1 pseudogene is annotated in these 243 nt (G+C 57.2%); it reads left to right on the top strand.

The window, feature by feature from the left end:
• Positions 1-8: 8 nt before the first annotated feature.
• Positions 9-224 (top strand): annotated as a pseudogene (locus OH705_RS28450) (F0F1 ATP synthase subunit A); the annotation flags it as partial.
• Between the last annotated feature and the right edge of the window lie 19 nt (positions 225-243).

Genomic DNA, 243 nt, shown 5'->3' on the forward strand with positions numbered 1-243 from the left:
TCGCCTAGCCGATCTCGCTGGCGCTGCGTCTGTTAGGCAACATGTACGCCGGCGTGCTGGTGTTCTTCCTGATCGCGGTGATGTTCGGCGCCGGCATCCTCTGGCTCAGAGGCCTGGGTGTGGTGCTGCAGTGGGCGTGGGCTGTGTTCCACATCATTATCATCTCCCTGCAAGCTTTCATCTTACTGATGCTGACCATCGTCTACCTGTCGATGGCTCACTAAGATAACCATTAAGACCGCC

The organism is Pseudomonas sp. BJa3 (assembly GCF_026343815.1).
GTDB classification, from domain to species: domain Bacteria; phylum Pseudomonadota; class Gammaproteobacteria; order Pseudomonadales; family Pseudomonadaceae; genus Aquipseudomonas; species Aquipseudomonas soli.